At 68.2% G+C, this 21,909-nt stretch carries 25 protein-coding genes and 1 pseudogene; 4 read left to right on the top strand and 22 right to left on the bottom strand.

Annotated elements, in window-relative coordinates; all coding sequences use genetic code 11:
• Positions 1-92: 92 nt before the first annotated feature.
• Positions 93-617, bottom strand: a complete 525-nt coding sequence (locus tag QM621_RS13870; protein WP_414990978.1) for a ferritin — start codon at positions 615-617, stop codon at positions 93-95.
• A 50-nt stretch (positions 618-667) separates the two neighbouring features.
• On the opposite strand from QM621_RS13870, the gene QM621_RS13865 reads away from it, so the two are divergent.
• The 3 genes and pseudogenes from QM621_RS13865 (at position 668) to QM621_RS13855 (ending at position 1,566) form a co-directional block, all read left to right on the top strand.
• Entirely contained in the window at positions 668-841 is a 174-nt protein-coding gene (locus tag QM621_RS13865; RefSeq protein WP_414990977.1) for a hypothetical protein, read from the top strand.
• A gap of 15 nt (positions 842-856) precedes the next feature.
• A pseudogene (locus tag QM621_RS13860) lies at positions 857-1,282 on the top strand (isocitrate lyase/phosphoenolpyruvate mutase family protein); the annotation flags it as partial.
• A gap of 35 nt (positions 1,283-1,317) precedes the next feature.
• Complete coding sequence (locus tag QM621_RS13855; protein WP_414990976.1) at positions 1,318-1,566, top strand: isocitrate lyase/phosphoenolpyruvate mutase family protein; 249 nt, start codon at positions 1,318-1,320, stop codon at positions 1,564-1,566.
• Between the two features lie 102 nt (positions 1,567-1,668).
• Here the strand turns inward: QM621_RS13855 and QM621_RS13850 are convergent, their stop codons facing one another.
• Complete coding sequence (locus QM621_RS13850; protein WP_414990975.1) at positions 1,669-3,642, bottom strand: protein meaA; 1,974 nt, start codon at positions 3,640-3,642, stop codon at positions 1,669-1,671.
• Positions 3,643-3,703: 61 nt separating this feature from the next.
• On the opposite strand from QM621_RS13850, the gene QM621_RS13845 reads away from it, so the two are divergent.
• Positions 3,704-4,282 (top strand): cob(I)yrinic acid a,c-diamide adenosyltransferase, encoded by a 579-nt coding sequence (locus QM621_RS13845; RefSeq protein WP_414990974.1) that lies wholly within the window; start codon positions 3,704-3,706, stop codon positions 4,280-4,282.
• A 1-nt stretch (position 4,283) separates the two neighbouring features.
• Here the strand turns inward: QM621_RS13845 and QM621_RS13840 are convergent, their stop codons facing one another.
• The 20 genes from QM621_RS13840 to QM621_RS13745 form a co-directional block, all read right to left on the bottom strand.
• A complete protein-coding gene (locus QM621_RS13840) occupies positions 4,284-4,727 on the bottom strand; it encodes a DUF2550 domain-containing protein (RefSeq protein ID WP_414990973.1) in 444 nt (147 codons plus the stop codon).
• Between the two features lie 26 nt (positions 4,728-4,753).
• Positions 4,754-5,125, bottom strand: a complete 372-nt coding sequence (locus QM621_RS13835) for a F0F1 ATP synthase subunit epsilon (RefSeq protein WP_414990972.1) — start codon at positions 5,123-5,125, stop codon at positions 4,754-4,756.
• On the bottom strand, positions 5,125-6,567 hold the full coding sequence (atpD, locus tag QM621_RS13830) for a F0F1 ATP synthase subunit beta (RefSeq protein WP_414990971.1): 1,443 nt from the start codon (positions 6,565-6,567) through the stop codon (positions 5,125-5,127). The genes QM621_RS13835 and atpD overlap by 1 nt, the downstream gene beginning before the upstream one ends.
• Positions 6,568-6,577: 10 nt before the next feature.
• Complete coding sequence (locus QM621_RS13825) at positions 6,578-7,483, bottom strand: F0F1 ATP synthase subunit gamma (protein ID WP_414990970.1); 906 nt, start codon at positions 7,481-7,483, stop codon at positions 6,578-6,580.
• A 3-nt stretch (positions 7,484-7,486) separates the two neighbouring features.
• Positions 7,487-9,130, bottom strand: a complete 1,644-nt coding sequence (gene atpA, locus QM621_RS13820; protein ID WP_414990969.1) for a F0F1 ATP synthase subunit alpha — start codon at positions 9,128-9,130, stop codon at positions 7,487-7,489.
• 35 nt (positions 9,131-9,165) lie between these two features.
• Entirely contained in the window at positions 9,166-9,978 is an 813-nt protein-coding gene (locus QM621_RS13815) for a F0F1 ATP synthase subunit delta (protein WP_414990968.1), read from the bottom strand.
• Positions 9,978-10,517, bottom strand: coding sequence for a F0F1 ATP synthase subunit B (locus tag QM621_RS13810; protein ID WP_414990967.1), 540 nt, complete (start codon positions 10,515-10,517; stop codon positions 9,978-9,980). The genes QM621_RS13815 and QM621_RS13810 overlap by 1 nt, the downstream gene beginning before the upstream one ends.
• 42 nt (positions 10,518-10,559) lie before the next feature.
• Positions 10,560-10,754, bottom strand: a complete 195-nt coding sequence (locus tag QM621_RS13805; protein WP_414990979.1) for a F0F1 ATP synthase subunit C — start codon at positions 10,752-10,754, stop codon at positions 10,560-10,562.
• Between the two features lie 122 nt (positions 10,755-10,876).
• The gene (gene atpB, locus QM621_RS13800) at positions 10,877-11,713 is read right to left on the bottom strand and encodes a F0F1 ATP synthase subunit A (protein WP_414990966.1); all 837 of its coding nucleotides are present in this window, start codon (positions 11,711-11,713) and stop codon (positions 10,877-10,879) included.
• A gap of 153 nt (positions 11,714-11,866) precedes the next feature.
• Positions 11,867-12,265: a hypothetical protein gene (locus QM621_RS13795; RefSeq protein WP_414990965.1), complete on the bottom strand. Its 399-nt coding sequence runs from the start codon at positions 12,263-12,265 to the stop codon at positions 11,867-11,869.
• Between the two features lie 26 nt (positions 12,266-12,291).
• Positions 12,292-13,413, bottom strand: a complete 1,122-nt coding sequence (locus QM621_RS13790) for an MraY family glycosyltransferase (protein WP_414990964.1) — start codon at positions 13,411-13,413, stop codon at positions 12,292-12,294.
• On the bottom strand, positions 13,406-14,062 hold the full coding sequence (locus QM621_RS13785; protein WP_414990963.1) for an L-threonylcarbamoyladenylate synthase: 657 nt from the start codon (positions 14,060-14,062) through the stop codon (positions 13,406-13,408). Before QM621_RS13785 ends, QM621_RS13790 begins: the two co-directional genes overlap by 8 nt.
• Positions 14,063-14,113: 51 nt before the next feature.
• Complete coding sequence (locus tag QM621_RS13780; protein WP_414990962.1) at positions 14,114-14,599, bottom strand: VTT domain-containing protein; 486 nt, start codon at positions 14,597-14,599, stop codon at positions 14,114-14,116.
• A gap of 30 nt (positions 14,600-14,629) precedes the next feature.
• Positions 14,630-15,190 (bottom strand): hypothetical protein, encoded by a 561-nt coding sequence (locus tag QM621_RS13775; protein WP_414990961.1) that lies wholly within the window; start codon positions 15,188-15,190, stop codon positions 14,630-14,632.
• Positions 15,187-16,323: an MlaD family protein gene (locus tag QM621_RS13770; protein ID WP_414990960.1), complete on the bottom strand. Its 1,137-nt coding sequence runs from the start codon at positions 16,321-16,323 to the stop codon at positions 15,187-15,189. The genes QM621_RS13775 and QM621_RS13770 overlap by 4 nt, the downstream gene beginning before the upstream one ends.
• Complete coding sequence (locus QM621_RS13765) at positions 16,320-17,552, bottom strand: MCE family protein (RefSeq protein ID WP_414990959.1); 1,233 nt, start codon at positions 17,550-17,552, stop codon at positions 16,320-16,322. Before QM621_RS13765 ends, QM621_RS13770 begins: the two co-directional genes overlap by 4 nt.
• Positions 17,549-18,628 (bottom strand): MCE family protein, encoded by a 1,080-nt coding sequence (locus tag QM621_RS13760; RefSeq protein ID WP_414990958.1) that lies wholly within the window; start codon positions 18,626-18,628, stop codon positions 17,549-17,551. The genes QM621_RS13765 and QM621_RS13760 overlap by 4 nt, the downstream gene beginning before the upstream one ends.
• Positions 18,625-19,599 (bottom strand): MCE family protein, encoded by a 975-nt coding sequence (locus QM621_RS13755; RefSeq protein WP_414990957.1) that lies wholly within the window; start codon positions 19,597-19,599, stop codon positions 18,625-18,627. Before QM621_RS13755 ends, QM621_RS13760 begins: the two co-directional genes overlap by 4 nt.
• Complete coding sequence (locus tag QM621_RS13750) at positions 19,596-20,672, bottom strand: MCE family protein (RefSeq protein WP_414990956.1); 1,077 nt, start codon at positions 20,670-20,672, stop codon at positions 19,596-19,598. The genes QM621_RS13755 and QM621_RS13750 overlap by 4 nt, the downstream gene beginning before the upstream one ends.
• Positions 20,669-21,907 (bottom strand): MCE family protein, encoded by a 1,239-nt coding sequence (locus QM621_RS13745; RefSeq protein WP_414990955.1) that lies wholly within the window; start codon positions 21,905-21,907, stop codon positions 20,669-20,671. Before QM621_RS13745 ends, QM621_RS13750 begins: the two co-directional genes overlap by 4 nt.
• Between the last annotated feature and the right edge of the window lie 2 nt (positions 21,908-21,909).

The raw sequence follows: 21,909 nt of genomic DNA, 5'->3' as shown, positions 1-21,909 counted from the left end.
GTCTCATCCACCCTATGAGCGCTCATAGGGTGGATGAGACACCGCTCAGGTGTGAAAGGTGGATAACTCACCGCCTCCGGGGGACGTGAGTGTCAGGCGCCGGCGATGGGCGGGGCGGTCGGGTCGGAGCCCTCGGCCTTCTCCTCGCGGGCGACCCAGTCCTCGATCCGGTCGACGTTGTCCTTGGCGCGGGTGACCACGGCCAGCAGGTCGCTCATCTTGGCGATCTCCTCGACCTGCTCCTTGATGAACCACTGCATGAACTGGTCGGAGGCGAAGTCGTTCGCCTCGCGGGCCAGGCGGGTCAGCTCGTTGATCTGCTCGGTGACGCGCTTCTCCTGGTCGAGCGCCAGCTGGACCGGCTCGACGACGTCGGCGAAGTCCATGACCGGGGCGTCGAGCGCCGGGATCTTGATGTCGGCGTCGGCGTCGAGCAAGTACTGGACCATCATCATCGCGTGGTCGCGCTCCTCGGCGGCCTGGTCGTAGAACAGGGCGGCCATCTGGGGCATCGTCAGCGCGTCGTAGTAGGTCGCGATCGCGATGTACTGCTGGTGGGCGCCGAACTCGTGGCCCAACTGCTCGTTGAGCTTCTCGACGAAAGCGGGTGCTGCCATGACTGTTCTCCTTCTCATGTGCTAAGCCTAGCCTCAGGTAGGCTGGCCACGTGGCGAAGAAACCGAAGAAGAAGTGCTGCGTGAGCAAGCCCAAGTGCAAGCGCTGCCCTCTTCGGATGATGAGAGAAGGCCGTCTTCCCGACGGCTACACCGTCAAGAAGCGCAAGCTCGTCAAGGTCGACAAGAAATCGAAGTCGTCCAAGAAGAAACTCGCAGCGGCCTGATCCACCTCCTTCGCGATGCCACCGAGGATCGCCCGGCGACACCTCCACAGTAGGCCCGTATTCGCTGCGATTCCAGCAAGGAATGGCTGTACTCAGCTAGGCTCGGCTTGCCTGCGCTACGGTGCGAAGATGACTGACACCGCCGCCCGCGCCCAGCGCCTGCTCGACCTGCACACCGCCCCGGAACTGTTGAGAGTCGTCAACGTGTGGGACGCGATCAGCGCCCGCGTCGTGGCCGGCGTCGAGGGGACCCAGGCGCTCGCCACCGCCAGCCACTCCATCGCGGCCTCCTACGGCTACGAGGACGGCGAGCGCATCCCCGTCGACCTGATGATCGAGGCGGTCGGCCGGATCGTCGCCGCCACCGACCTGCCCGTCACCGCCGATCTGGAGGCCGGCTACGGCGACCCGGGCGAAACCGCTCGCAAAGTCATCGGCGTCGGCGCGGTCGCGCCTTCCTCGACGCGGGAGCACCTGTGGTGTTCGTGCCCGGCAAGGTCTCCGAGGCCGATATCGAGGCCTTCACCGGCGCGTGGGGGCCGCGCAGGCTCACGCTCATCGGCGCGCCCGGATCCGTCCCGCTGGCCCGCATGGCCGAACTCGGCGTCGCCCGGGTCTCCTACGGCCCCTTCGCGCAGTCCGTCGCCCTCATGGCCCTGCAAGACCTCACCCGCGAGGTGATCGCCGACGGCGGCCTCCCCGAGGACTTCCGCATCCTCAACTAATCACCCCTCGCGAGAGAGTTCTGGCCCACCGATGAGAGAGTTCGGACCCAGCATCGGGGTCAGAACTCTCTCATCGCAGGTGCGAAAGTCTCTCGCAAGCGGTCAGGCGAGGTCGTTGGCCTTGCGGATCTCGTCGACGACGCGGTCCATGATGTCGGTGATGCCGAAGTCCTTCGGGGTGAACACCGCGGCGATGCCGGACTCCTCCAGCGCGCGGCCGTCGGAGTCGGGGATGATGCCGCCGACGATGATCGGGACGTTGTCCAGACCCGCCTCGTCCATCAGGCGCTGCACCTCGGGCACCAACTCCATGTGCGAGCCGGACAGGATCGACAAGCCGACCACGTCGACGTCCTCGGCGACGGCCGCCGCGACGATCTGCGTGGGGGTCAGGCGGATGCCCTGGTAGATGACCTCGAAACCGGCGTCGCGGGCGCGCACGGCGACCTGCTCGGCGCCGTTGGAGTGCCCGTCGAGACCCGGCTTGCCGACGAGGAAACGCAGGCGGCCGCCCAGCTCCTCGCCCGTCTTCGCGACCTTCTCGCGCACCGCGGTCAGCTCCGCGCCCGCCTCGGCCACGCCGACGACGCCTGTGACGCCCGTGGGCGCCCGGTACTCGCCGAACACGCCGCGCAGCGTGTGCGCCCACTCCCCCACGGTCGCGCCCGCGCGCACCGCGTCGAGCGTCGCCGCCATGAGATTCTCACTCGTCTTGGCCTTCTCGGCCACCACCGCGAGCGCCTCGGCGACCTTGGCCTGGTCCTGCTCGCTGCGCCACTGCTGGACGTCGGCGATGGCGTTGGCCTCGGCCTGCGGGTCGGCGACCATGATCGCGCCGTCGAGGTCGGCGGTCAGCGGGGACTGCTCGGTCTCGGTGTAGGAGTTGACGCCGACGACCTTGAGCTCGCCCGCCTCGATCTTCGCGCGACGATCGGCGTGCGAGGACACGAGCGCCTGCTTCATATAGCCCGACTCCACGGCCGCGACGGCGCCGCCCATGGCCTGCACCCGGTCCATCTCAGCCTTGGCGCCCTCGATCAGCTCGGCGACCTTGGCCTCGACGACGTGGCTGCCGTCGAAGACATCCTCGTACTCCAGCAGGTCGGACTCGAAAGCCAACACCTGCTGCAGCCGCAGCGACCACTGCTGGTCCCACGGACGCGGCAGGCCGAGCGCCTCGTTCCACGCCGGCAGCTGCACGGCGCGGGCACGGGCCTTCTTGCTCAGCGTCACGCCGAGCATCTCCAACACGATGCGCTGGACGTTGTTCTCCGGCTGCGCCTCGGTCAGGCCGAGCGAGTTGACCTGCACGCCGTAGCGGAAGCGGCGCATCTTGGCGTTGGTCACGCCGTAGCGGTCGCGGGTGATCTCCTCCCACATCTCGCCGAAGGCGCGCATCTTGCACATCTCCTCGATGAAGCGCACGCCCGCGTTGACGAAGAAGGAGATGCGGCCGACGACCTTCTCGAAGTCCTCGTCGGCGACCTGGCCGGAGTCCTTGACCGCGTCGAGGACGGCGACCGCCGTGCTCATCGCGAAGGCGATCTCCTGGACGGGGGTCGCGCCGGCCTCCTGCAGGTGGTAGCTGCAGATGTTGAGCGGATTCCACTTGGGGATGTTGTTGACCGTGTACGCGATCATGTCGGTGGTCAACCGCAGGGAGGCCTCCGGCGGGAACACGTAGGTCCCGCGCGACAGGTACTCCTTGATGATGTCGTTCTGGGTGGTGCCGGCCAGGCTCGCGGGCGCGGCGCCCTGCTCCTCGGCGGCCACCTGGTACATGGCGAGCAGCCACATGGCGGTGGCGTTGATCGTCATGGAGGTGTTCATCTCCTCCAGGGGGATGTCCTGGAAAAGGCGGCGCATGGCGCCCAGGTGCGGGATCGGCACGCCGACCTTGCCGACCTCGCCACGGCTCAACTCGTGGTCGGGGTCGTAGCCCGTCTGGGTGGGCAGGTCGAAGGCGACCGACAGGCCGGTCTGCCCCTTCGCGAGGTTCTTGCGGTACAGCGCGTTCGACTCGGCGGCGGAGGAGTGTCCGGCGTAGGTGCGCATCACCCAGGGCTTGTCAGGCATAGGCGCTAGATTACCGCTCATCGCTCCGGGGCCACGCATGTGTTGCCGATAAGCTCGGGCCATGGTCAACCTGACGAGGATCTACACCCGCACCGGCGACGACGGCACGACCGCGCTGGTCGATATGAGCCGCACCTCGAAGAACGACCTGCGGCTGGTCGCCTACGCCGACGTCGACGAGGCCAACAGCTGCCTCGGCGTCGCGCTGGCCCTCGGCGAGGTCGACGCCGACATCGCCGCGGTCCTCACGCACGTCCAGAACGACCTGTTCGACGTGGGCGCCGACCTCGGCGCGCCCGTCGTGGAGAATCCGAGATACCCGCAGTTGCGGGTCGAGCCGGACTACGTCGACCGCCTGGAGTCCTGGTGCGACGAGTACAACGGGCGGGTCGACAAGTTGCGCTCGTTCATCCTGCCCGGCGGCACGAAGGCGGCAGCGCAGTTGCATGTGGCGCGCACCGTCACCCGTCGCGCCGAGCGCTCGGCGTGGGCGGCCATCGACGAGCACGGCGAGTCCATGAACGTGCTCACCGCGAAGTACCTCAACCGGCTCAGCGACCTGCTGTTCATCCTCGCGCGGGTCGCCAACGCCCAGGCGGGCCACGGCGACGTCCTGTGGGTGCCGGGCGGGGAGCGGTAGCTCAGACCACCCGGCCGACGCCGCGGCCGGGGGGTGAGGACTCCAGCCAAGCGAGCAAGCCGTTGAGCACCGGGGGGGTCAAAGCCATGCGATAGTCGCCGTCGGGGCCGTCCCAGTCGACGACCACCGAGTCGAGGCCGACCAGACCGACTTCACTGCTCTGCGGGCTCCGTCGGCCGGTCACCTCTACGCCGCGCCTCGGCAAAACCAACGCCGGACGCCACGACAACGAGAAGGTGCGGAACCACTCCAGGTGGTCGTCGCGGTAGACGGCCGTGCCCATCGTCCATCCGGCGGCGCCTTCGGGCTTGCGGTTCACCGTCAGCTCGAACGCGCCGGGCCGCCGTTCGATGGAACGACGGCGCAGGACGATCAGGCCGAGGCCGACGATCACCACAGCGACCGCGAGCAGGAGGGAGTCCAGCAGCCACCACCACACGGGCATGGCGCTCCTCCCTCCTGCTCAGCGGGTCAAGCCTGCAGAACGCGCAGCTTGTTCTCGATCAGCCGGGCTGCAGCCTCGTCCTCGTCGGACGTGGCCTGGGCCAGCTCGGCCTTCAGCGTGGCCTCGTCGAGCTCGGAGGCGAGGAAGGTGTCCTCGCTGAGCACCGAGACCCGGTTGTCGGCGACCGACAGGAAGCCCTCGCCGACCGCGGCGCGCACGCGCTCGCCGTCCGCGGACTCGATCTCCACGACGCCCGGAACCAGCACCGACAGCAGCGGCGCGTGGTTCGCGAGCACGCCGAGGTCGCCCGAGGCCGTGCGGGCCAGCACCCGCTCGGCCTCGCCCGACCACACGACGCGGTCGGCCGCGACCAGCTCGACCTGCAGCACCCCGGCCATCAGAGGTTCTTCTGGATGTCGGCCCACTTCTTGTCGACGTCCTCGAGGCCGCCGCACATGAAGAAGGCCTGCTCGGCCACATGGTCGTACTCGCCGTCGCAGATCTTGGTGAAGGCGTCGATCGTCTCGTCGAGCGGGACGGTCGAACCCTCGATGCCGGTGAACTGCTTGGCGACGTAGGTGTTCTGGCTCAGGAAGCGCTGGATGCGACGGGCGCGCGAGACGATCGTCTTGTCCTCTTCGCTGAGCTCGTCGACACCGAGGATCGCGATGATGTCCTGGAGCTCCTTGTTGCGCTGCAGGATGCCCTTGACCCGGTTCGCCGTGGCGTAGTGGTCGTCGGCGATGTAGCGCGGGTCGAGGATGCGCGACGTCGAGGTCAGCGGGTCGACAGCCGGGTAGATGCCCATCGACGCGATCTCACGGTTGAGCTCGGTCGTGGCGTCGAGGTGCGCGAACGTCGTGGCCGGGGCCGGGTCGGTGTAGTCGTCGGCGGGCACGTAGATCGCCTGCATCGAGGTGATCGAGTGGCCGCGCGTCGAGGTGATGCGCTCCTGCAGCACGCCCATCTCGTCGGCCAGCGTCGGCTGGTAGCCGACGGCCGAGGGGACGCGGCCGAGCAGCGTGGAGACCTCCGAGCCGGCCTGCGTGAAGCGGAAGATGTTGTCGATGAACAGCAACACGTCCTGCTTCTGCACGTCGCGGAAGTACTCGGCCATGGTCAGCGCCGACAGGGCCACGCGCAGACGCGCTCCCGGCGGCTCGTCCATCTGGCCGAAGACCAGCGCGACCTTGTCGAGGACGCCGGCCTCCTCCATCTCGACCATGAGGTCGTTGCCCTCACGGGTGCGCTCGCCGACGCCGGCGAACACCGACACGCCGTCGTGGTCCTTGGCCACACGGGCGATCATCTCCTGGATGAGCACCGTCTTGCCGACGCCCGCGCCGCCGAACAGGCCGATCTTGCCGCCCTGCACGTACGGCGTCAGCAGGTCGATGACCTTGATGCCGGTCTGGAACATCTGCGTCTTCGACTCGAGCTGGTCGAAGGCCGGGGCCTTGCGGTGGATGCCCCACGTCTCGCCGACCTCGAAGGTCTCGCCTTCTTCCAGGTTCATGACCGAGCCGGTGGTGTTGAACACCTTGCCGAGGGTCACGTCGCCGACGGGCACCGAGATCGGGCCGCCGGTGTTGGTCACCGTGGACCCACGGACGACGCCGTCGGTCGGGCGCAGGCTGATCGCGCGGACCAGACCGTCGCCGATGTGCTGGGCGACCTCGAGCGTCAGCGTCTCCTTGACGCCTCCGACCTCGGTGTCGACGAGCAGCGCGTTGTAGATGTCGGGCATCTGGTCGCTGGGGAACTCGATGTCGAGCACCGGGCCGATGACGCGCGCGACACGACCCGAGGCGGTGGTCTTCTCAACAGCTGTGGCAGTCATGCTCTCTCACTCACTCCTGACCAGCGGAGGCGTCGGCGAGCGCGTTCGCGCCGCCCACGATCTCGCTGATCTCCTGGGTAATGCCGGCCTGGCGGGCCTGGTTGGCGATACGGGTGTACTTCTCGATGAGGTCCTGCGCGTTGTCGGTCGCGGACTTCATGGCCTTCTGACGGGCGGCGAGCTCGGAGGCGGCCGCCTGGAGGAGGCAGTAGTAGATGCGGCTGTTGACGTACTTCGGCAACAGCGCGTCGAGCACCTCGGCGACCGAGGGCTCGAACTCGTACAGGGGCGGCAGGTCGGGGCCCTCGGCAGCCTCGACGACCTCCATCGGGAGCAGACGGATGACGTCCGGCTCCTGCGTCAGCATCGACTTGAACTGCGTGAACACGATGTACAACTCGTCGACCGCGCGCTCGTCGTCGTCCTCGGCCGTGAACGCGCCCACGAGGGTCTCGCCGATGACGCGCGCGTTCTCGTAGGCCGGCTTGTCGGAGTAGCCGGTCCACGAGGTGACGTAGGAGCGGTCGCGGAAGGCGAAGTACGCCTCTGCCTTGCGGCCCGAGAGGTAGAAGTCGACCGTCTTGCCCTCGGCGCTGAGCTTCTCGGTGAGACGCTCGGCCTCCTTGAGCAGCGCCGAGGAGTACGACCCGGCGAGGCCGCGGTCGCTGGTGACGACCAGCACCGCCGCCCGCGTGGACTGTTCCTTCTCGGTGGTCAGCGGATGGTCGACATGGGCGTGCGTCGCCAACGCCGTCACGACACGGGTGAGCTCATGGGCGTAGGGAGCCGCAGCCGCCGCGTGCTGTTGCGCCTTGATGATGCGCGACGCGGCGATGAGCTCCATCGCGCGCGTGATCTTCTTGGTCGCCTGAGTCGACCTGATCTTCGCGCGAAGCTCTCGTACCGACGCTGCCATGGGTCAGCCCCGCTTCTGCTTGACGATCTGCTCCTGCTCGACGTCCTCGTCGGCCAGAGCCTCGAACTCCTCGGTCCCGGCCTTGATCGAGCGGCCCTCGCTCGTCTCGAACTGGTCGAGGAAGGACTCGTACGCCGCCTCCAACGCCTGCGCGTTGTCGCCGTCGAACTTGCCGGACTCACGGATGGCGTCGAGCACGCCCGCGTGGGAGCGCTTCACGTAGTCGAGGAACTCGGACTCGAAGCGGCCGATGTCCTCGACGGGCACGGGGTCGAGCTTGCCCTCCTGGGCGGCCCACAGGCTGACGACCTGCTGCTCGACCGGGTACGGCTGGTACTGGCCCTGCTTGAACAGCTCCATGATGCGCTGACCGCGGGCGAGCTGCGCCTTGGACGCGGCGTCGAGGTCGGAGGCGAACATGGCGAAGGCCTCCATCGCCCGGTACTGCGCGAGCTCGACCTTGAGCGATCCGGTGACGGCCTTCATCGACTTGGTCATCGCCGCGCCGCCGACGCGCGAGACCGAGATCCCGACGTCGACTGCGGGACGCTGGTTCGCGTTGAAGAGGTCGGACTGCAAGAAGATCTGGCCGTCGGTGATCGAGATGACGTTCGTCGGGATGTAGGCCGAGACGTCGTTGGCCTTGGTCTCGATGATCGGCAGGCCGGTCATCGAGCCCGCGCCGAGATCGTCGCTGAGCTTGGCGCAGCGCTCCAGGAGCCGGCTGTGCAGGTAGAAGACGTCGCCCGGGTACGCCTCACGGCCCGGCGGGCGGCGCAGCAGCAGCGACACGGCGCGGTAGGCCTCGGCCTGCTTGGACAGGTCGTCGAAGACGATGAGGACGTGCTTGCCTTGGTACATCCAGTGCTGGCCGATGGCCGAGCCGGTGTACGGGGCGAGGTACTTGAAGCCCGCCGAGTCGGACGCGGGAGCGGCCACGATGGTGGTGTACTCCAGCGCGCCGGCCTCCTCGAGGGCGCCGCGCACCGAGGCGATGGTCGAGCCCTTCTGGCCGATGCCGACGTAGATGCAGCGGACCTGCTTGGACGGATCGCCGCTCTCCCAGAACTCCTTCTGGTTGATGATCGTGTCGACGGCGATGGCGGTCTTGCCGGTCTGACGGTCGCCGATGATCAGCTGGCGCTGGCCGCGGCCGATGGGGGTCAGCGAGTCGATCGACTTGATGCCGGTGAGCAGCGGCTCGTGCACGCTCTTGCGCTGCACGACGGTGGGCGCCTGCAGCTCGAGCGCGCGACGTCCCTCCAGGCCGGTGATCTCGCCGAGGCCGTCGATCGGGTTGCCCAGCGGGTCGACGACGCGGCCGAGGTAGCCCTCGCCGACGGGGACCGAGAGGACCTCGCCGGTGCGGCGGACCTTCTGGCCCTCCTCGATGCCGGCGAAGTCGCCGAGGATGACGACGCCGATCTCGCGGACGTCGAGGTTGAGCGCGAGGCCGAGGGTGCCGTCCTCGAACTCGAGCAGCTCGTTGGCCATGGCCGAGGGCAGGCCCTCGACGTGCGCGATGCCGTCACCGGCGTCGGCGACGACGCCGACCTCCTCGGTGCTGGCGGCGCTGGGGGTGTAGTCGGCCACGAACTTCTGCAACGCGTCCCGGATCTCGTCGGGACGAATCGAGAGCTCCGTCATGGTGTGCCTGCCTTACTCGGGGTGGGGATGCTTCTTCAGCCTGCGAGGCGCCGACGGGCGGCCTCGAGGCGACTGGACATGGTGCCGTCGATGACGTCGTCGGCCACGCTGACCGACAGGCCACCGATGACGGACGGATCGACGATGACGTTGAGGTGGACGGGACGTCCGTACTTCGTGCTGAGCGCCGCCGCGAGGCGGACGCTCTCGGCCGCTGGCAGGGGCTTGGCGGTGCGGACCTCGGCGAGCAGGCGGCCACGACGGTCGGCGACGAGGTCGGCGAAGTCGTTCAGGGTCCGCTCGAAGGATTTCGAGCGGGCCCGGGCGGCCTGACGGACGATCGTCTCGGTGACGGGCTGGGCCTTGCCGGACAGCAGCGAGCCGATCAGCTCGGCCTTGGCCGACACCGGGGCCACCGGGTCGGACAGGGCGGAGCGCAGCTCGGCGGCGCCCGCCACCACCTGCGCGACGTCGAAGAGCTCGCTCTCGACGGTGTCGAGCGTGCCCGCAGCCGAGGCGGCCTTGACGAGGGCGACGACGCCGGCGGTCTCCAGGCCGTCGGCCAGGTCGCGACCGCCGCTCCAGCGACCGGCGACGGCCGTCTGGACGACGGCGAGCGTCTCGGCCGAGACGGCCCGGCCGAACACCGAGGCGACGAGGCCCTGCTTGGCCGGGGCCTCGGTGGACGGGTCGGTCAGGACCCGGCGCAGCGCCGGAGCGCCGTCGAGCGCCCCGACGACGCCGAAGAGCTGGCCGCCGAGTTCGTCGGGCACGCCGCCACTCGCCTCGACGGCGGCCAAGACCGCGTCGAGGGAGGTGGCGGACGCGCCGCGCAGATGAGTGGACATCAGTTAGCCGACTCCTGCTCCAGCTCGGCGATGAAACGCTCGACGGTGCGCTGGCTGCGCGCGTCGTCGGCGAGCGACTCGCCCACGATGCGCCCGGCCAACTCGGTCGCGAGCGAGCCGACCTCGCCCTTGAGCTGGGCGACGACCTGCGCACGCTCGGCCTCGACCTGCGCGTGGGCCGCGGCCCGGATGCGCTCGGCGTCCGCCTGGGCCTCGGCACGCAGCTCCGCGCCGATCTGGGCGGCCTGCTCCTTGGCCTCCTCGCGGATGCGAGCGGCCTCGTGCCGGGCCTCCGCGAGCTGCGCCGTGTACTGCTCCAGCGCGGCCTGCGCCTCCTTCTGCGCCGACTCCGCCTTCTCGATGCCGCCCTCGATGGCGGCGGTGCGCTCGGCGTAGGCCTTCTCGAAGCCAGGAACGACGAACTTCTTGATCAGGAAGAGGATCAGCAGGAAGACGACGAGGCTGAGGACGACCTCCGCGGTGTGCGGGATGAGCGGGTTGAGCTCTTCCTCGCTCGCGACGATGCGTGTCGAGATCATGCGTGTGCCTTCTTTGGTCGGAAAGTGAAAGTCAGGGATAGATCATTCACCAGTGAGAACGAACGCGAGCGCGAGCGCGATGATGAAGAACTGCTCGGCGAGGACGAAGCCGAGGATCGCGATCTGACGCAGCTTGCTGTCGGCCTCGGGCTGACGGGCCACACCGGTGACGTACGCGGCGAAGATGAGGCCGACGCCGATGGCGGGGCCGATCGCAGCGAGGCCGAGACCGATCATGTTGAGGGAGCCCACGGCATTTCCTTTCGTTGGCGACACGGAGTCTCCGTGTCGTTGTCTATGAGGGTGATGTGAAGTTGTGTCGACTCAGACAGCGGCGCGAACGAGCGTGATCGGACCGATCAGTGCTCGTCGGCCAGCGCCTCGCCGATGTACATGGCGGCCAGCAGTGTGAACACGTAGGCCTGGAGGAACATCACCAGCAGCTCGAGGCAGCTGATGGCGACGAACAGGATGCCCGAGGCGATGCCCGCCGGGATGGCCAGCGGGTTGTCCGAGTGCAGCAGCAGGTAACCAGCGCCGAGTGAGAACAGGACCAGCAGGAGGTGTCCGGCGAACATCGTGGCGAACAGGCGCAGGGTGAGCGTGATCGGCCGCAGCAGGATGTTGGACAGGAACTCCAACGGCACCAGCAGCAGGAGGATCGGGCCCTTCATGCCGCCCGGCACCGTCTCGTGCTTGAGGTAGCCCACGAAGCCGTGCCGCGCGATGCCCGCGCCGTTGTAGATCACCCAGGTGACCAGGGCGATGGCCAGCGGGAAGCCGATGTGGCTCATCACCGGGAACTGCACGAACGGGACGAGCCCGTAGTAGTTGTTCACGAACACGAAGGCGAAGATCGCGAACAGGAAGGGCACGAAGCGCTGGTAGTCCTTCGAGCCGAGGTTGTCGCGGGCGATGCCGTCGCGGACGAAGCCGTAGACCAGCTCGCCGGCGAACTGCAGACGTCCGGGCACCACTGCGGCCGGACGGGCGGCGGCGGCGAACAGCGCGATCACGATGATCAGCGACAGCACCACGAGCACCATCGGCTTGCTGATGAAGAAGCCGTCTTCCAGGCCGAAGTTCACACCCCAGCTCGTCGACCCGTTCCACGGGAGGATGGACGGCAGATTGAAATCGTGCGGGCCAGGAGCCGGAGGGCCCGAGGCGGCGGCGAGCGTGGAGGCGAGTGTCACTCGCGGTCCCCTTCGTGATCATGGCGCGGTCGCGCGACACAAAGTCGCGATCCGGGCTTTACGGCCAGCGTCATCGCGGCCCGGCGGATGAACCTCCGGGTCGCTGCCGGAAGGCTATCAGGCGTGGTCGACGAGACGAAACCCAGGTCACAGTCACGTTTCGTCGAGGTCGTACAGCAACGTCCGAGAGCGTCGGAACGCCAGCGTGTACAAGGCGACCCACGCCAACGCGACGACCACCATCGCCGCCGCGAGGCCACGCGCCTCGACGTGGGCGCCGAGTCCGTCGGGGTCGAGCAGGAGCAGCAACAGCACGATCGCGATCACCGCCTTGACCGTGAAGAAGACCAGCGCGACCGGCAGCGAGGCCGACGGGTGGGCCTTGGCCACCGGCTCGAGCAGGCCGGGGCTGGAGCCCAAGAAGGCGAGCACGAGCACGCCGCCCACGAGCGCCCCCCAGAACCCCTCGCGCCCTCCGAGGACCGCGGCGAGCACGCAGACGACGACCGCCACCGCAAGGCTCGGCCAGAAGACACGACGCATGATCCGCATCCGTCGATCCTGTCATGGCCGTGCGGCTACGGGCCCAAGCGGGAGCTGACCTTGGGAGCGAGCACGATGGCGACGGCGGTGAGCACGCACAGCGTGACGACCGACACGAGCAGCTCCCAGCCGCTGAGCAGGCTCGAGACGACGCTGCCGAAGGCCACCAGCCCGGCGACGGCGTACATCGACAAGACGGCCTGGGGATGCGAATGCCCCATCTGCAACAGCCGGTGGTGCAGATGGGCTTTGTCGGGGCTGAACGGCGAGCGGCCGTCACGGGTGCGCCGCACGACCGCGAGCAGCATGTCGACGAAGGGGATCGCCAGCACCATGAACGGCAGGATCACCGGCAACAGGGTCGGCAGGAAGCTCGCGTCCGCCTCGCCGATGCCCTGGGCGAGGCTGCTCGGCGGGAACTGGCCGGTGAGGCTGATCGAGCCGCAGGCCATGACGAAGCCGATCAGCATCGAGCCGGAGTCCCCGATGAACATCTTCGCCGGATAGAAATTGTGCGGCAGGATGCCGACGCACACTCCCGCGAGCGAGATCATCAACATCGCGGCGGCCATCGCGCGCGTCTCGCCGTTCTCCACCGCCAGCACGAAGGCGAAGACGAAGAAGGCCACCGCGCCGATGGCCACGATGCCCGCGGCCAGGCCGTCGAGGCCGTCCACGAAGTTGACCGCGTTGGCGGTGCCGACGACGAGGAAGACCGTCAACAGCATCGCCTGGACCTGGTCGAGACCGATGAAGGTGCCCGGCAGCGGCAGATAGATGAACTGCACGCCGAGGGCCACCACCGTGACGGCGGCGAGCACCTGTCCGGCGAACTTCGTCAGCGCGTCGAGCTCGAGGAGGTCGTCGATGACGCCGACGACGCAGATGATCGCACCGCCGAACAGGATCGCGCGGACGTCTCGGAATACCGTGGGGTCGGCGGCGCCGAGGAAGGGCATGCGCTCGGCCACGAGCAGTGCGGCGAAGAGGCCGCCGAGCATGGCCGGCCCGCCGAAGTACGGAATGGGGATGGCATGCACGTCACGGGCGCGCACCCGCGCCTGGGCGCCGAGCCGCACCGCGACAAGGCGGGCGATCGACGCCAAGAGGTACGTGACGCCGATGGCGATGCCGAGGATCGCCGCGTACTCACGCACGGGTCGCGTCCTCGACCGTGTTGTTGAATCGGTGGAGCTCGTCGAGCCTCACCGCTCCGGCGCGCAGGATCCTCGGCGTGGCGGAGGCGAGGTCGAGGATCGTCGAGGGGACGCCGCTCCGCGACGGACCGCCGTCGAGGTAGACCTCGACCGACTCGCCCAACTGCTCGCGGGCCTCGTCCACCGTGGTGGCGGCCGGACCGCCGGTGCGGTTGGCACTGCTGACCGCGAGGGGTCCGGTCTTGCGCAGCACGGCCCGGGCGATGTCGTCGTCGGGCACCCGGACTGCGACGGTCTGGCGGGTCTCCCCCAGGTCCCAGTTCAGCGACGGCTGCTGACGACAGATCACCGTGAGCGGGCCCGGCCACAACTCGGCGGTCATGTCGCGCAGCCAGGCGGGCACCTGCGCCGCCAGCGCGGCGAGCGTCGCGGGCTCGGCGACGAGCACCGGCGGCGGCATGGTCCGGTCGCGGCCCTTGGCGTCGAGCAACCGCTGGACGGCCGCCGGGTTGAAGGCGTCGGCGGCCAGGCCGTAGACGGTGTCGGTCGGCAGGACCGCGAGCGCGCCGCCGCGCAATGCCGCCAGGGCGGCCTCGACTCCCTCGTCGCGTCCCGCCCCGGGCTCGCGACCGTCGTACACGGTGCTCATATCGCCGCCGAGCCTACCGCGTGACTTTTCCGGCGGTGAGCCCGTGACCTTTCAGAACACGTGGTGGAGAAGGAAGGCGATGGCGAGGTACTGGAGCGTGCGGCCGACGAAGACCATGAGGGCGAACAACCACATCGGCTGACGGGAGGCGCCGGCCAGGACCGTGACGACGGCCAGCGGCGGCATCATGAAGGCCGACGAGGCGAACACGGTGGCGCCGCCGAGGTGGCGGTGGTCGAGCAGGCCCAGCAGGACGTCGTTCACCCGTCGCGCCGCCATCACCACACGGCGCGACGACGGCTTGCGCTCCTTCCGGGTGAGCTTCTGCCGCCCCTTGCGGACGAGGTCGAAGACGACCACCTTGCCGAGCATGGTGCCCACGCTCAGCGCCACCACGAGCCAGAATAAGAAGACCTCGCTCGACGTGAGCGTGCCGAGCAGCACGACGTACGCCTCGGCGTTGAGAAGCATCGGCAACAGCGACGAGCCGACCCCGAAGGCGACGGCCGTTGCTACCAGCGCGAGATCTCCCCACATGGTCGGCAGACTAGCTGGCGTCGCCGCGCGTCAGCAGGCCACGTTGATCGGCGATCCCGCCGTGCTCACCTCGTCGAGCAACCAGTCGCCGCTCTCACGCACCATGGCCAGGTCCATCGACGTCAGCACGCACTTCTGCTCGCCGGAGACGCCCTGAAGACCGCTCTGCAGCAGGAAGACCGTCACATCGACCTTCTTGCCGGACGTCGCCTTGGGCGAGGACGCCAGGACATCGCCGCTGGACGACGCGTCGATCGACTCATAGCTCTCTTTGAGCTGGCCCACCGTCCCGGCGTAGTCCTTCTGGAACTTCTCGGTGGCGCCGTCCTCCATCCACTCGTGGTCGGCGTCGATCGACGACGACTTCCAGGTGAGCAGCGCCTCGGCCCGCTCCACGGCGACCTCGCGCGCGTCGTTCTCGGCGTGGTAGCGCACCGCGTCGGATCGCCACTGCCACAGCACGATCAACAGTGCGACGAGCAGCACCGCCACGGCGCCGGCCAGACCGATCGTCAGGGGCGACTGGTCCTGTCGCTTCAGCCGGCCCGCGATGTCGATCGCGGGCCGGTTGAAGGACGGCAGACGGCTCATCGAGCGACCGGGCCGGGCGCGTGCGCCGAACCCCGCTGCTGACGGATGAAGTCCGGCGAGCAGCCGCGCGTCGTGTCGATGAGACGCTCGCCATCGGCCCGCACGTAGGCAGGATCGGGGTTGGTCGGGCCGTACGGCACGTACTGGCAGACCGTCTCCACCTCCGGCGCCAGCGACAGGTCGGTGTACATGACCGTGTACAACGACGCCTGGCCGTCGCCGTCGTCATCGCGCACCGTGGAGGCGAACTTCGCGAATCCGCTCGGCACCTCGGAGAGGAACGACCACAGGTGCGGGCGGTACGGCAGCGTCATATCGGTGAACTCGCCCATCTCGGTCAACACCGACGGCAGGCGCAGTCCGACGACCGCAGTGAAGGAACGCAACTCCTCGATCTGGGCGGGCGTCTGCGCGAGCAGCGTCCGCGCCTTCGGGTCGTAGGCGGCCAGCCACGCGGTCAGGCGTTTGGACGCCGGGGCGAGCGAGCGCAGTTGCGGCTCGATGGCCGCACCCGTCTGCAACACCGTGTTCGAGTTGTTGATGATCCGCTCGGTCTCGGGCCAATAGGTGTCGAGCGTCGTGAGGATCTGCTGGCCCGAGGTGACGATCGTGGCGAGGTCGTCGGGGTTGCTGAAGGCCGCACTCAACTCGTCGAGCGTCACCTTCAGGTCCGCCGGCTCGACCTGCGACATCAGCGTGTCGACCGCGTGGAAGGACTCGGCCACCGTGGTCGGCGTCTCCGCCGCCTCCGTGACGGCGTCGCCGTCCTTGAAGAACGGGCCCTTCGCGCTCTCCGGCTGCAGGTCGATGAACTGCTCGCCCGCCGGGGAGAGGTTGCGCACCACCGCCTTGGACGACTTCGGCACCTCCACGCCCGGATCGAGCGCGAGGGTGGCCTCGACGCCGTCCTCGGTGCTGACGATCTCCTTCACCTGGCCGACGTTGACGCCGCGATAGGTGACCGACGAGCGCTCGAAGAGGCCGCCCGTCTCGTCCATCTTCACGGTGATCTCGGCCGGACGCTGAGCGATGGACCCGCCCAGGAACTCCTGGTAGATGTACACCGCCGTCAGCACGAACACCAGGGCGAGGCCAAGCGCCGCGACGACGAGTTTCAGTGGGAGTCGCTTCACTGGGAACCTCCAAGGACCGTGCCGAACAGGTCGGTGAGACCCGAGGACGAACTCTCCTGTCCAGCGTCGGGGACTGACGGGTCGGCCGACGCGGCTTCGGGCTGCGCGGCAGGCAGCGGGGTCGTGTCTCCTGTGCCGGAAGCCACGCTGGCTGAGTTGAAGATGGCGCTCAGGTCGCCGCCGGCCAACAGGATCGCCTGGAGGATCGGCACGAGCGACTCGGTGATCTCGAGCCCGGCGATGCCGCCGTCGCCCAATGCGCCCTCTTCGGTCAAGGAGCTGACGTCCAGGTGCAGATAGGTGTTCAGGTAGTAGCCCGGCACGCCCGCGTTGTCGAGCTTCTCGACGAAGCCGAGGACCTGCTGCACCCCTGCGTCGAGTCGCGGCGCCGTGGCGGCCACCTCGGCGAAGATCGGGCCCGCCTCGGCCACGATGGCCTGGATGTCGTCGCGCGTGGCGTCGATGGTCGGGATCAGCACGCCGCTGAAGTCCGAGACCGAGGTCAGCAGCGTGACCAGCTCGTCGGTGTTCTCCTGCAGCACCGCCGCCGCCGGCCTGATCTCGGTCAACGCGCGGTTGATCGTGTCCTGACGGCTGTCGATGACCAGCGACGCCTCGTTGATCGCCGTGAGAGCGGCGTCGATGTCGCCGCTCATGGCGTTGACGCTCATCGTCGTGCTGGTCAACCGGTGCAGCAGGTCGCGGATGACGTCCTCGCGACCGCCGACCACGAGGTTCGCCTCGTCGACGATGGTCTGGATCTGCCCCAGGCCGCCGCCGTTGACGAACATCGAAGCCGCCGAGAGGGTGTCTTCGACGGTCGGCGCCGAGTCGGTGAAGTCGTCGGCGACTGCGGCACCGTCCTTCAACTCGCCCGTGGCCGCAGGATCTTCGACGATGTCGACGAAGAGCTCGCCGAGCACCGTGGTGGCGCGCAGGCGGAAGTCGGCGCCCTTGCTGATCTTCTGCTCCTTCGCGATGTCCATCGTGACGACCGCTTGGAAGTCCTTGACCGTGATCTCGCTGACACGCCCGATCGGCAGGCCGTTGACCTTGACCGGGGCGCCGTCGGCGAGGTTGAGCGCATCGTCGAAGGTGGCGGTGACCTCATAGGTCTCGCCCGGCTGCGAGCTTCCGGGAAGGGGCAGGTCCTGCGCCGACGGGCCGCAGGCGCTGACGGTCAGGAGCCCCGCCGTCAACGCTCCGGCCAGGAGCTGTGTGCGCTTCACGAGAGACCTCCGAGAACGTTCAGCAGAGCAAACAAGTCGACGAGCGTGGCGTTGGGGCAGACGAGGTCGGCGCCCGTGTTGAGCGGAGCCGGGGCCTGGGCGAAGAGCGCCCGGCACAACTCCTCGGTGTTCGCGAGGTCCTCGAGCCGCGTGAAGAAGTACATGCGCCCCTCGTTGTCGATGGCGCGGTCCAGGTTCTGCGTGAGCAGCGGTCCGGCCTCCAACAGCTGGGTGATCTGCTCCTCGTGCGCCATCAACTCGTTGGACAGCGCGACGAAGTCCTCCATCTGGCTGCCCAGCTCGACCTTGTGCTGGGCCGACAGGTCGGCGACCGCCTGCAGCATCGCCGCGAGCGCGTCGAAAGTGGACTCGATCTGCGCGGACTGACCGTCGAGCATGACCACAGCGTTGGTGACGTTGGTCGAGAAGTCGCGGATCAACGCGTCGTGGCTGGCCAGCGTCGCGGTGAGCTGGTCGATGTTGGTCAGGTTCGTCTCGACAGCGGGCGTCATGCCGGTCAGCGCGACCAACACGTCGGCGAGATCGGACAGCGTGGAGTTGATCTGGGCGCCGCGGCCCTCGAAGTTCGCGGCCGACGCGGCCAACAGGTCGTGCAGCGGGCCCTTGGTCCCCTCCGGCGCACCTTCCGGCGCGCCGAGGGCGCCCGAGAGGTTCTCGAGCGTCTCGAGCAGTTCCTCGAACTCGACCGGCGTCTTGGTGCGGTCGACGCCGATGGTGGCGCCGTCCTTGATCTCGGGACCGGAGACGTAGGCCGGCGTCATCTCGATGTAGCGGTCGGTCGCCACCGAGCGCGAGACGACGACCGCGCCGACGTCCTGGGGGAGCTTGACGTCGTCGTGGATGACGATCTCGACGTTGACATGGTCACCGGATGGCGTGATCTTGGTGACCTCGCCCACCGGGACGCCGCGGATGCCGACATCGTTGCCGCGGAACAGGCCCGTGGCGTCCTCGAACTGCAGCGTGATCTTCTTGTCGGACTGGGTCAGGCAGCCGCCGAGCAAGGGCAGCAGCAGCGCCAGGGCCAGCAGTCGGGCGATCCGTGAGGTGCTCATTCGCACACCGCCCCCACCGTGCAGGTGTCGGGCAGCAGGCTCGGCACGTTCAGGTCGACCCAGGGGCCGTTGCCTGAGGCGTTGGCCAGATAGACCGTCATATCCGACAGGCTCTCCAAAGTGGTCATGATCGAGTTCCGCACTTCCCAAAGGTGGTCGAGCGAGGCGGTGAGGTTGGTCATCAGCGGTTCGAGGTCGCCGGAGACGTCGCCGATGATGCCGTTGACCTGGGTGGCCAGGGCCTGCGCGTCGACCAGCAGCGAGTCAATGGCCTGCTGACGCGAGACCAAGTGCTCCAACACGGTGGACGACTCCTCCAACAGCACCATGATCTCGTCGGTCTGGCCGTTCAGCTGTCCGGTGAAGGTGCCCGAGGCGTCGAGCAGCGCCTGCATCTGCTCGGTCCGCGCCACGGCCGCCTGGGAGAGCGCCGAGACGCCCTCGATAGCCGCCTGCGCCTCCTCGGGGGTCTGGCCCAGCACCTCGCCGACCACGCCCATCGCGTCAGCGAGTTTCTGCTCGTCGAGTTCGTCGAGCTGGTCGTGGCCGCCCTCGATCACGTCTTGCAGGTTGTAAGGGACCTTGGTCCGCTCGACCGGGATGGTCTTGTCTTTGAGCTCGCCCGGACCCGACGGGGTGATGTCGAGATAGTGGGTTCCGAGCAGCGTGGCGACCTTGACCGCGAGGGAGGTGGTCGAGCCGAGCTTGATGTCCTTGTCCATCGTGAACTCGACCTTGACCGCGTCCTTGGTCAACTCGATGCTGGTCACGTCGCCGACGCCGACGCCCGCGACCTGCACCTCCTCGCCGGTGCGCAGGCCCGCCGTGTGCTCCAGATAGGCGGTGACCTTCTGCTTGCCGAAGCTCACCGTGCTCATCATCAGCACGAGCAGGCCGAGGAGCACGACCCCGACGACGCCCATCAAGCCGACCTTGCGCGGCTCGTTCTTGAGGTAGGTGAAGAGTCTCATGAGCACGTCTCCGAGTGGAAGGCATTCGGGTCCAGCGGGTCGGCCGTCGGCGGCAGCGGGTCGAGAGTGCCGCCCAGGATGCTCGGCAGTCCTTCGAGTCCGAGCACGCAGATGTACATGTTCAGCCAGGTACCGGTGTTGGTGGGTCGGGTGAAGGAGTCGAAGCCGTCGGGCGCGGCTTCGAAGAGCTGGTCGAGCGCCGCCTGATGACCCACCAGCGTCTCGGCTGCGGCGCGCACCGAGGCGACCGTGGACGGGACCGTGGTCCGCAGCTCGGCGGTGAGGCTGGCCGTGGCCTGCGCCAGCGCCGACACGCCGTCGATCGCCCCGGTGATGGTCTCCCGCTCGGCAGCCAAGCCGGCCATGAGCGAACTCAACTGGTCGACCGTGGCGTTGAAGTTGGCCTCCTGCGCCGAGAGGTTCTGCAGCACCGGCGTGAGGTTGGTGAGCACCTCGCCGATCACCTGGTCCTTGTTCGCCAGGTCTTGGGTGAGGATCGCCGTCTGCTCCAGCAGCGACTCGACGGTGCCGCCCTCGCCCTGCAGGACCGAGACGACCGAGGTGGCCAACTCGTTGACCGCCGATGGCTGCAAGGTCTCGAACAGCGGCTCGAAGCCGTTGAGCAGCATCGTCAGGTCGAAGCCCGGGTCGGTCTGATTCTCCTCGGTGCCCGCGATCTTCTGACTGGCGGTGATGAGCTTGTCGGGGTCGAGCTTCTTGCCCTGGGCGTCGGTGTTCTCCGACGGGTCGAGCGAGAGGTACCGCTGGCCGAGCAAGTTCTGGTACTTGACCTTGATGACGGTCGTGTCGGTGATGCTCTGGCCCTCGCCGAGCGTGAACTCGACCTTGGCCCTGTTGCTCTTGGACAGCTCGATGTTCTCGACGCGGCCGACCCGCACGCCGGCGGCCCGCACGTCGTCGCCTTCGCGCAGGCCGGAGACCGAGGTGAACTCGGCCGTGTAGTTCTTCACCTCGCCGCCGACGCTGTTGGCCATCGTGTTGTAGATGATGACCATCAGCATCACCGCGATGACCGCGAAGATGGTGAATTTGATCCGGACGCCGTAGTTCACTGTCCCTCACCTCCGACGAAGCCGCGCGTCATCAGGTCGCCCAAGCCGTTGGGATCGGCCGCCGCGACCGATTCGAGTTGCGCCATGATGCCCTGGATCTCGGCGACCAACGCGGCGTCGTCCGTCGCCGTCGCCTCGGCCGACGCCGCGTCGCCGCAGTTGTCGGCGTAGGCCTGATAGGCCGACGGTCCGTACACCGCGCAGTCGGCCGCTGTGTAGAACGGCGGCTCGGGCACCAGCTCGATGTCGACCTGGGTGTCGAGGTAGCCGCCCTTGCTCCCCCCGTCGTCGGGGTCGACGATGGCCGCCTGCGCGTTCGTCGCCAGCTCGACCAGCGAGTCGAAGGTCGCGCCGAGGCCCGTGCGGGTCTCGTACATGGTGTTGACGATCGGCCGCGACTGGGTGAGCGCCTTGACCAAGGCGTCGTGGTTGTCGGCCACCAGGCGGTTCGCCTCGCCGGTCAGCGCCGCGCCGCCGGTGAGGATGGCGGCCAGGTCGTCCTGACGCTCGACGATGGTCCGTGTCGTCACGAAGGAGTTCTCCAAGGCGTCGAGCAGGTCGGGGGCAACAGCTGCGATGGTGTTCAAGTTCTGGGCGAGCAGCTGCAGATCCTGCTGGACCTTCGGCAGCTGCGGCTCCAACCGGACCAGATAGTCGTTCAGCGTGACGATCGTGTCGCCGATGGACTCGCCGCGACCGTCGAGGGCCTCGGCGAAGGCGCCGAGCGTCGCGGAGAGGCGGGCGGGCTCGACGGCCGTCAGGATCTCGTAGCTGGTGTCGAGGGCGTCTTGGAGCTCGCGGGTCTCGGTCGTGTCGTCCTGCTTGATCGTCTCGCCCGCCTTCAGCTTTCCGTGCGGCTGCTCCGGCGGGACCAGGTCGACGAAGGAGGTCCCGAAGATCGTGGCCGGCAGGATGCGCGCGGTGACGTTCTTCGACAGCTTCTCCGTCTCCTCGGGGTCGAGGGCCAGACCCAGGCGGACGCCGTCGTCGTGGGGCTCGATCGACGAGACCCGGCCGATGATGTTGCCGCGGATCTTGACGTCGTTGCCGACCACCAGCGCGCCGCCGATGTCGTCGACGGTGGCGTTGACCTCGACCTGCTTGCTGAACAGGCCGCCGTTGACCGCCAGCAGCAGGCCGCCGGCCAGCGCCAGGACGATCAGCGTGGCGATGCCGCGGGCGGCGAGCATCCCGCCCTTCTCGCCCAGATCACGAGAGATAAGAGTCGCGCTCATGC

Origin of the sequence: Aeromicrobium sp. (genome assembly GCF_047606445.1) — a bacterium.
Taxonomy (GTDB): Bacteria; Actinomycetota; Actinomycetes; order Propionibacteriales; family Nocardioidaceae; genus Aeromicrobium.
The sequence above is the reverse complement of the archived record's forward strand: the minus strand, read 5'-3'. Positions and strand labels throughout refer to the sequence as shown.

Coding starts and splice junctions, on each gene's coding strand:
- QM621_RS13795 (WP_414990965.1), bottom strand. CDS start 12,265: ATGCGGATCATGCGTCGTGTCTTCTGGCCGAGCCTTGCGGTGGCGGTC.
- QM621_RS13785 (WP_414990963.1), bottom strand. CDS start 14,062: ATGAGCACCGTGTACGACGGTCGCGAGCCCGGGGCGGGACGCGACGAG.
- QM621_RS13850 (WP_414990975.1), bottom strand. CDS start 3,642: ATGCCTGACAAGCCCTGGGTGATGCGCACCTACGCCGGACACTCCTCC.
- QM621_RS13870 (WP_414990978.1), bottom strand. CDS start 617: ATGGCAGCACCCGCTTTCGTCGAGAAGCTCAACGAGCAGTTGGGCCAC.
- QM621_RS13835 (WP_414990972.1), bottom strand. CDS start 5,125: ATGGCCGGGGTGCTGCAGGTCGAGCTGGTCGCGGCCGACCGCGTCGTG.
- atpA (WP_414990969.1), bottom strand. CDS start 9,130: ATGACGGAGCTCTCGATTCGTCCCGACGAGATCCGGGACGCGTTGCAG.
- QM621_RS13745 (WP_414990955.1), bottom strand. CDS start 21,907: ATGAGCGCGACTCTTATCTCTCGTGATCTGGGCGAGAAGGGCGGGATG.
- atpD (WP_414990971.1), bottom strand. CDS start 6,567: ATGACTGCCACAGCTGTTGAGAAGACCACCGCCTCGGGTCGTGTCGCG.
- QM621_RS13825 (WP_414990970.1), bottom strand. CDS start 7,483: ATGGCAGCGTCGGTACGAGAGCTTCGCGCGAAGATCAGGTCGACTCAG.
- QM621_RS13815 (WP_414990968.1), bottom strand. CDS start 9,978: ATGTCCACTCATCTGCGCGGCGCGTCCGCCACCTCCCTCGACGCGGTC.
- QM621_RS13755 (WP_414990957.1), bottom strand. CDS start 19,599: ATGAGACTCTTCACCTACCTCAAGAACGAGCCGCGCAAGGTCGGCTTG.
- QM621_RS13805 (WP_414990979.1), bottom strand. CDS start 10,754: ATGATCGGTCTCGGCCTCGCTGCGATCGGCCCCGCCATCGGCGTCGGC.
- QM621_RS13840 (WP_414990973.1), bottom strand. CDS start 4,727: ATGCCCGTGTGGTGGTGGCTGCTGGACTCCCTCCTGCTCGCGGTCGCT.
- QM621_RS13760 (WP_414990958.1), bottom strand. CDS start 18,628: ATGAGCACCTCACGGATCGCCCGACTGCTGGCCCTGGCGCTGCTGCTG.
- QM621_RS13845 (WP_414990974.1), top strand. CDS start 3,704: ATGGTCAACCTGACGAGGATCTACACCCGCACCGGCGACGACGGCACG.
- QM621_RS13780 (WP_414990962.1), bottom strand. CDS start 14,599: ATGTGGGGAGATCTCGCGCTGGTAGCAACGGCCGTCGCCTTCGGGGTC.
- QM621_RS13810 (WP_414990967.1), bottom strand. CDS start 10,517: ATGATCTCGACACGCATCGTCGCGAGCGAGGAAGAGCTCAACCCGCTC.
- QM621_RS13775 (WP_414990961.1), bottom strand. CDS start 15,190: ATGAGCCGTCTGCCGTCCTTCAACCGGCCCGCGATCGACATCGCGGGC.